This is a genomic window from Microvirga pakistanensis (genome assembly GCF_004458765.1).
Taxonomy (GTDB): Bacteria; Pseudomonadota; Alphaproteobacteria; order Rhizobiales; family Beijerinckiaceae; genus Microvirga; species Microvirga pakistanensis.
In genome coordinates this window covers 1-223 of the sequence record NZ_SPJX01000055.1, presented here as the reverse complement: position 1 = coordinate 223, position 223 = coordinate 1, and the positions used below count along the sequence as shown (strand labels likewise).

Annotated in this window: 1 protein-coding gene; it reads left to right on the top strand. The window is 62.8% G+C overall.

Translation table 11 applies throughout. From position 1 onward, the window contains the following. Positions 1-223, top strand: a 223-nt coding sequence (locus tag E4K09_RS02600) for a sensor histidine kinase (RefSeq protein ID WP_244610331.1), incomplete at both ends; no start/stop codon positions are given.

The following is a 223-nucleotide window of genomic DNA, read 5'->3' as shown; positions in this document are numbered from 1 at the left end:
GGGGACATTGTCTACTTCGTGCGGGACAATGGCGTCGGCTTCGATATGAAGTACGTCAACAAGCTGTTCGGGGTTTTCCAGCGCCTGCACCGGATCGAGGATTTCGAGGGACCCGGGATCGGGCTGGCCAATGTCCGGCGCATCGTCGAAAGACACGGGGGGCGCAGCTGGGCCGAGGGCCAGACCGATGGGGGCGCGACCTTTTACATTGCCCTGCCCGAGA